5 protein-coding genes and 1 pseudogene are annotated in these 6763 nt (G+C 72.6%); 1 reads left to right on the forward strand and 5 read right to left on the reverse strand.

Annotated elements, in window-relative coordinates; genetic code table 11:
* Positions 1–2: 2 nt before the first annotated feature.
* From hisS to ACRYM2_RS09375, 5 genes are all read right to left on the reverse strand, one after another.
* On the reverse strand, positions 3–1277 hold the full coding sequence (hisS, locus tag ACRYM2_RS09355; RefSeq protein ID WP_432521693.1) for a histidine--tRNA ligase: 1275 nt from the start codon (positions 1275–1277) through the stop codon (positions 3–5).
* 32 nt (positions 1278–1309) lie between these two features.
* Positions 1310–2803 carry a mannitol dehydrogenase family protein gene (locus tag ACRYM2_RS09360; RefSeq protein ID WP_432521694.1) on the reverse strand — a complete coding sequence of 498 codons (1494 nt, stop codon included), beginning with the start codon at positions 2801–2803 and terminating at the stop codon, positions 1310–1312.
* A gap of 65 nt (positions 2804–2868) precedes the next feature.
* Positions 2869–3750, reverse strand: a complete 882-nt coding sequence (locus ACRYM2_RS09365) for a carbohydrate ABC transporter permease (RefSeq protein ID WP_432521695.1) — start codon at positions 3748–3750, stop codon at positions 2869–2871.
* Positions 3747–4715, reverse strand: a complete 969-nt coding sequence (locus ACRYM2_RS09370) for a carbohydrate ABC transporter permease (protein ID WP_432521696.1) — start codon at positions 4713–4715, stop codon at positions 3747–3749. Before ACRYM2_RS09370 ends, ACRYM2_RS09365 begins: the two co-directional genes overlap by 4 nt.
* 17 nt (positions 4716–4732) lie before the next feature.
* The gene (locus ACRYM2_RS09375; protein ID WP_432521697.1) at positions 4733–6196 is read right to left on the reverse strand and encodes an ABC transporter substrate-binding protein; all 1464 of its coding nucleotides are present in this window, start codon (positions 6194–6196) and stop codon (positions 4733–4735) included.
* Between the two features lie 96 nt (positions 6197–6292).
* Between ACRYM2_RS09375 and ACRYM2_RS09380 the strand changes: the two are divergent.
* Positions 6293–6763: pseudogene (locus ACRYM2_RS09380) on the forward strand (hypothetical protein); the annotation flags it as partial.

The following is a 6763-nucleotide window of genomic DNA, read 5'->3' on the forward strand; positions in this document are numbered from 1 at the left end:
GGTCAGCTCGCGCTGAGCGGGGTGGGCTCGCCGAACTCCAGCCGCCCGTCCTCGCCGAGCCGGGCGCGGACCACCTGGCGGTAGCCCTCGGCCACGAGCGCGTCGAACAGCGGCTGCATCCGCTTGGCGGCCTTGACCAGCGCGACCCGGTGCCCGGCGGCGACCAGTTCCTGCTGCTTGCGCAGCAGCTCCCCCGCCGGGGCGCCGGCCGGGTGGACGAGGGCGACCGCCCCCGCGCCGGGGTCGGGCACGACGACCTCGTCGATGATCCGCTCGAACCCGATGGAGAACCCGCACGCCGGCAGCTCGCGCCCGCTGAAGCGTCCGACCATGGTGTCGTAGCGGCCGCCGCCGGCGATCGAGGAGGAGCTGCCCGGCATCGACATCTCGAAGATCGGGCCGGTGTAGTAGCCCATGCCGCGCACCAGGGTCACGTCGAAGCGCACGTCGAGGTCGGGGGCGGAGACCGCGAGGGCGTCGGCGATCCCGCGCAGCCGGGCCACGACCTCGGCGGGCACCGCCTCCGGCAGCGCCGCCTCCAGCACGCCGGGGGTGCGCACGTCGGTCAGCGGCAGCAGCGCGGTCAGCCGCTCCTCCAGCGCGGTCACCGCGTCCTCGGCGAACTCCTTGGCGCGCAGCTCGGCCAGCACGCCGTCCAGGCCCACCTTGTCGGCCTTGTCGACGGTGATGAGGACGCTGCCGTGGTCGGCCTCGGCGAACCCGCAGCCGGTGAGCAGGCCCGTCAGCACGCCGCGGTCGTTGATCCGCAGCGTCGTGCCGCTCAGCCCGAGGCGGGTCAGCGCGGTGTGGGTGGCGGTGACCAGCTCCACCTCGGCCAGCGTGCCGGGTTCGCCGACGATGTCGATGTCGCACTGCACGAACTGGCGGTAGCGGCCCTTCTGCGGGCGCTCGGCGCGCCAGACCGGCCCGATCTGCAGCGCCTTGAACGGCATCCGCAGCGCCGCGGAGTTCGAGGCGACGTAGCGGCTCAGCGGGACCGTGAGGTCGAAGCGCAGCCCGAGGTCGGCGGCGTCCGCGGGGGTCAGCGGCTGCGCCGGGTCCAGGCCGCGGCGCAGCACCTTGAAGAGCATCTTCTCGTTCTCGCCGCCCTGGCCGGACTCCAGCCGGGACAGCTCCTCCAGCGCGGGCGTCTCGACCTCGTCGAAGCCGAAGGAGCGGTAGACCTCGCGGATGACGTGCAGGGCGTGCTCCCGGCGGGCCTTCTCGACGGGCAGGATGTCACGCATGCCCCGTGCGGGGACCACCTTCGACGCCATGGGCCCATCGTAGGGGCCCCCGCACGGCCGGCTCAGCGGGCGACGAGCGCCTCCAGCGTCGCGCGCGCGCCCCGCTCGTGCAGCGAGGCGAGCGTGGCGGTGTACTCGGCCACGAAGCGCTCGTCGTCGACGAGGTCGCCGAAGAGGGTGCGGTCGGCGATGAACGCGGTCGGCTCCGTGCGGTTGCGCTGCGCGGCGGCGACGACGCGCTCGGCGAGGCGGTCGGCGACGGAGATCGGCTCGCCCTGCTCGTCGACGCCCTCGGCGTAGCGCGCCCAGCTGGCGACGACGGCGGCCCCGCGGAAGAACTCCCCGCCGCTCGCCAGCTGGTGGCGCACCACCGGCAGCAGCCACTTGGGGATGCGGTCGGAGCTCTCGTTGCACAGCCGGGCCACGGTGTCGCGCACCTCGCCGTTGGAGAAGCGCACGATGAGCTCGTCGCAGTAGGCCTCCAGGTCCATCCCCGGCACGGGCGGGACGCTGGGGACGCCCTCGCGGGCCATGTAGCCGCGCAGGAACCGCTCGAACAGCGGGTCCTGGACGACCTCGTGGACCAGCCGGTACCCGGCCAGGTACCCGAAGTAGCACAGCGCCTGGTGGCTGGCGTTGAGCAGCCGCAGCTTCATGAGCTCGTACGGTTCGACGTCGTCGACGAGCTGCACGCCGACGTCCTCCAGCGGCGGCCGGCCCAGCGGGAAGTCGTCCTGCACGACCCACTGGGTGAACGGCTCGCAGACCACCGGCCAGGCGTCCTCGACCCCGAAGCGCTCGCGCACCTCGGCCCGGTCCTCGTCGGTGGTGCCCGGGGTGATGCGGTCCACCATGGTGTTCGGGAAGGCCACGTGCGTGTCGACCCAGGCGCCGAGCTCGGCGTCCTTGGCGGTGGCGAAGGCGACGAAGGCGTGCCGGGCGAGGTCGCCGTTGCCGGGGAGGTTGTCGCAGGACATGAGGGTGAACGGGGTCACGCCCCGCTCCCGGCGCCGGCGCAGCGCCTCGACGACCAGGCCGAAGGCGGTCCGCGGCACGGCGCCCTCGGCGAGGTCGGCGGCGACGCCGTGCTCGTCGAGGAGGAACTCGTGCGTCACCGCGTCGATGTTGTAGCCGCCCTCGGTGATGGTGAGGGAGACGATGCGGATGCGCGGGTCGGCCATCGCCTCGACCGCGGCGTCGGGGTCCTCCGGGGCGAGCAGGAAGTCCAGGATCGAGCCGACGACGCGGGGTTCGCGGGTGCCGTCGGGGTGCTTGAGGACGAGCGTGTAGAGGCCGTCCTGGGCGTCCATGACCTCCTTCATGCGCGCGTCGTGCGGCAGGACGCCGATCCCGCGGATGCCCCAGTCCAGCGCCTTCCCGTCCTCCATGAGGCGGTCCAGGTACATCGCCTGGTGCGCGCGGTGGAACCCGCCGACGCCGAGGTGCACGATGCCCGGCGTCACCTGCGAGCGGTCGTAGGTGGGGACCGGCACCCGCTCGCCGACGGCGGCCAGGGTGGCGGAGCGGAGCGGGACGGTGGTCGTCGTGGAGGTCACGGGCGGGGCTCCCGGGGTTTCGAGGCCGTGGGTGGGGTGGGGCAGTCCTGCGGGTCGGCCGGCGGTCACTTCACCGCACCCATCGACAGGCCCTGCACCAGCTTGTCCTGGGCGGCGAAGCCGGCGACGAGGACGGGCAGCGAGACGACGGTGGCCGCCGCGCACAGCTGGGCCAGGAACAGCCCCTGGCTGGTGACGAAGCCGGTGAGGAAGACGGGAGCCGTCCCCGCGACGGTCGCGGTGAGGGTGCGGGCCAGCAGCAGCTCGTTCCAGCTGAAGATGAAGCAGATGAGCGCGGTCGCGGCGATGCCGGGCATGGCGACCGGCGCGACGATCGTCCGCAGCGTGCGCAGCAGTCCCGCACCGTCGATCGAGGCGGCCTCGAGCATGTCCACGGGGACCTCGGACAGGAACGACTGCATCATCCACACCGCGATCGGCAGGTTCATCGAGGTGTACAGCAGGATGAGGAGCCAGATGTTGTCGACGAGGCCGGTGTTGATGGCGAACAGGTACAGCGGCAGCAGCGCGGCCACGACGGGCAGGAACTTCGTCGACAGGAAGAAGAACATGACGTCGGACCACTTGCGCACCGGCCGGATGGACAGCGCGTAGGCGGCGGGGATGGCCAGGCACAGCACGACCGCGGTGGAGACGAGCGAGGCCCACAGCGAGTTCAGCAGCGGCACGCCCGGGTTCGCGTCGAGGAACGAGCGGTAGCCGTCGAGGGTCAGCCCGGCCGCCAGCGCGGGCGGGTTGGTGGCGGCGTCGGTCTCCGAGTGCAGGGACGTCAGGACCATCCACAGCACGGGGGCCACGAACAGCAGGCCGACGATCCAGGCGAGCAGCCCCCACAGCGGGCTGGAGCGCTTCATCTCCCGGCGCCGGCGTTCGCGGCGCGACGTCGGGACGTTGGTGCCCGGCACGGTGGCGGTGGCGGTGCTCATCGGCCGACCTCCTGCTTGAACATGGACGAGACGGTGCGCAGGGCGAAGGTCGCCACGACGATCGTGCCGATGACGACGACGACGCCCATGGCCGAGGCCAGCCCGTAGTCCTGGGCGGAGAAGAACGCCTGGTAGATCGTGTACGGCAGGTTCGCGGTGCCCTGGGCGCCGGAGGTGATGGTGAACACGGCGTCGAAGTTCTGGACGATGTAGATCGCGCCCAGCAGGCCGCCGAGCTCCAGGTACTGGCGCAGGTGCGGCAGCGTCAGGTACCGGAAGATCCCGAACGCGCTGGCCCCGTCCATGCGGGCGGCCTCCTCGGCGTCGGCCGGCTTGGACTGCAGGCCGGCCAGCAGGATCAGCATCATGAACGGCGTCCACTGCCAGATGAGGGACGCCATGATCGAGACGAGCGGCATCTGGCTCAGCCAGTCCGGTTGCGGCGGGCTGTCGCTGCCGAACAGGCTCCAGATCCAGGTCAGCGCGCCGTTGAACAGGCCGTAGTTCGGGTTCAGCAGGGCGTGCTTCCACAGCAGCGCGGCGGCGATCGGGACCACGAGGAACGGCGCGATCATCATGGTGCGGACCAGGCCGCGGCCCATGAACTTCCGGTCCAGCAGCAGCGCGATGAGCATGCCCAGGACGAGGCTGACCCCGACGACGACGACGGTGAGCAGGATCGTCACCCAGACCGAGGCCCGCAGCGAGGGGTCGCTGAACACCCGCGCGTAGTTCCCGAAGCCGGCGAAACCGCGGTCCTCGGGGTGGAAGGCGTTCCAGTCCATGAAGGAGATGACGATCGTCGCCACGAACGGCAGCTGCGTCACGACGATCGTGAAGATCAGGGCGGGCAGGAGCGGTGCCCGGCGCGCCCAGTCGGCGGCCCGGCGGGCGCCGCCCGAGGCGTTGGGGACGTTGGGACCCACCGCGGGCGTGTGACCCCGCGTGGTGGCTGTGCTGCTCATGTCAGACCTCCGGCGGGTCAGCTCTGGTAGCGCTCGGTGACCTGGGTGGTCGCCAGGTCCTGGCCGGTGTCGAGGGCCTCCTCGACGGTGGTGCTGCCGGCGATGGCCGCGCTGACCCCCTGGGAGGTCAGCGTGCCGAGGTTGGCGAACTCCGGGATGGCGACGAACTGGATGCCGGGCGCGGGTCGCGGCTGGACGCCCGGGTCGTCGGGCCGGGCGGCGAGGATGGACTGCTGCGTCGGTTCCCAGAACGGTCCGGCGCTGCTGCGGTACTCGCTGTTCTCGTAGGTCGACGTGCGCTTGCCGGAGGGGACGCTGGCCCAGCCGACCTCGTTGCCGACCAGCTCCTCGTACTCCTTGCCCGAGGCCCAGGAGATGAACCGCCACGCGGCCTCCCGCTTGGCCGAGGCGGTCTGGATGGCCCAGCTCCAGGCGAACAGCCAGCCGGAGGACTCGGTCTCCTTCACCGGGGCCGGCGCGTAGCCCATCCTCCCCGCGACGGGGGAGTCCTCGGCGTCGAGCGAACCCGCGGCCGACGTCGCGTCGTACCACATGGCGGCCTGGCCCTGGGTGAGCGCGTTGAGGCACTCGGCGAAGCCGGCCTGCGCGCTGCCCAGCGGGGCGTGCGCGCGCACGAGGTCGACGTAGAAGTTCGTGGCCTCCACGAACTCGGGGGCGTTGACCCTCGACGTCCAGTCCTCCTCGAACCAGGTGCCGCCGAAGGTGTTGACGACCGTGGTGAGCGGGGCGAAGACCTGCCCCCAGCCGGGCTGGCCGCGCAGCGCGATGCCCCGCATCCCCGGTGCGCCGGGCACCTTGCGGTCGATGCGGGCGGCGATGTCGGCGACCTCCTCCCAGGTGGGCTGGGCGCTCAGCTCGATGCCCAGCTGCTCGAAGACGTCCGCGCGGTACATGAGGAAGGACGACTCGCCGTAGAACGGCTCGGCGTAGATCCGGCCGTCGTCGCCGGTCAGGGCCGTCGACATCGACGGCAGGATGTCGGCCTGGTCGAAGTCGGGGTCGGCGTCGAAGAACTCGTCCAGCGGCAGGATCCAGCCGAGCTGGGAGTAGAACGGCGTCTCGTAGTTGGAGATGGACGCCACGTCGTAGGTGCCGGCCTGGCTGGAGAACTCCTGGGCGATCTTGTCGCGCACGTCGTTCTCGGGCAGGACGGTGTAGTTCACCCGGATCCCCGTGGGCCGGGTGAAGTGCTCCTCGGTCAGGGCCTGCAGGTCGATCATCTGCGGGTTGTTGACCATGAGGACGTCGATGCTGTCCGAACCCCCGCCGGGAGAGGTCCCCGCTCCCGCGCACCCGCCCAGCAGGGCGGTCCCGCCGAGACCGGCCGCGCCGGCCAGGACCGAGCGCCGGCTCGGGCCGCGGGGGGTCCACAGCTCCTGCGGCGGGTGGGGGGAGCCGCTGCGGCGCCCGTCGAGCCTGGTCAAGGTGACCTCCCGAGTCGTCGTCGACTGCGCGCTCATCTGAGCGGCGTGCTCTCAGCTGTGCAATACTCACGGCTGGCGGAGGGCTTGTCAATCGGGCCGCCCCGTCCACGGGACGAGCCGAGGAGGGCTGTGATGGCGAGGACGCCGTTGCGCGGCGGGACGGCCGCCTCCACGAGCGCCCTGGCGCTCGCCGCCGACGCCGCCCGCCGCTTCTACGTCGAGGGCCTGACCAAGGTCGAGATCGCCCGGCAGCTGGGGGTCAGCCGCTTCAAGGTCGCGCGACTGCTCGCCGACGCCCAGGACGCCGGGCTGGTCCAGATCCGCGTCGCCGTGCCCAGCTCGCTGGACGGCGACCTCGCCGAGGCCCTGCGCGCCCGCTTCGGCGTGCGCGCCGCCTACGTCGTCAAGCCCGAGGTGGACACCGTCCCCGGTCAGCGCCGCGCGGTCGCCCGCTTCACCGCCGGCCTGCTGGAGGAGAGCGTCGTGGGGGGGGGGGGGGGGGGGGGGGGGGGGGGGGGGGGGGGGGGGGGGGGGGGGGGGGGGGGGGGGGGGGGGGGGGGGGGGGGGGGGGGGGGGGGGGGGGGGGGGGGGGGGGGGGGGGGG

The sequence above is a fragment of the Kineococcus aridisoli genome, assembly GCF_050871885.1.
Classification (GTDB): Bacteria; Actinomycetota; Actinomycetes; order Actinomycetales; family Kineococcaceae; genus Kineococcus.

Bases quoted from the DNA above. Each gene is read 5' to 3' on its own strand.
- hisS (WP_432521693.1), bottom strand. From the start codon at position 1,277: ATGGCGTCGAAGGTGGTCCCCGCACGGGGCATGCGTGACATCCTGCCC.
- ACRYM2_RS09365 (WP_432521695.1), bottom strand. From the start codon at position 3,750: ATGAGCACCGCCACCGCCACCGTGCCGGGCACCAACGTCCCGACGTCG.
- ACRYM2_RS09370 (WP_432521696.1), bottom strand. From the start codon at position 4,715: ATGAGCAGCACAGCCACCACGCGGGGTCACACGCCCGCGGTGGGTCCC.
- ACRYM2_RS09375 (WP_432521697.1), bottom strand. From the start codon at position 6,196: ATGAGCGCGCAGTCGACGACGACTCGGGAGGTCACCTTGACCAGGCTC.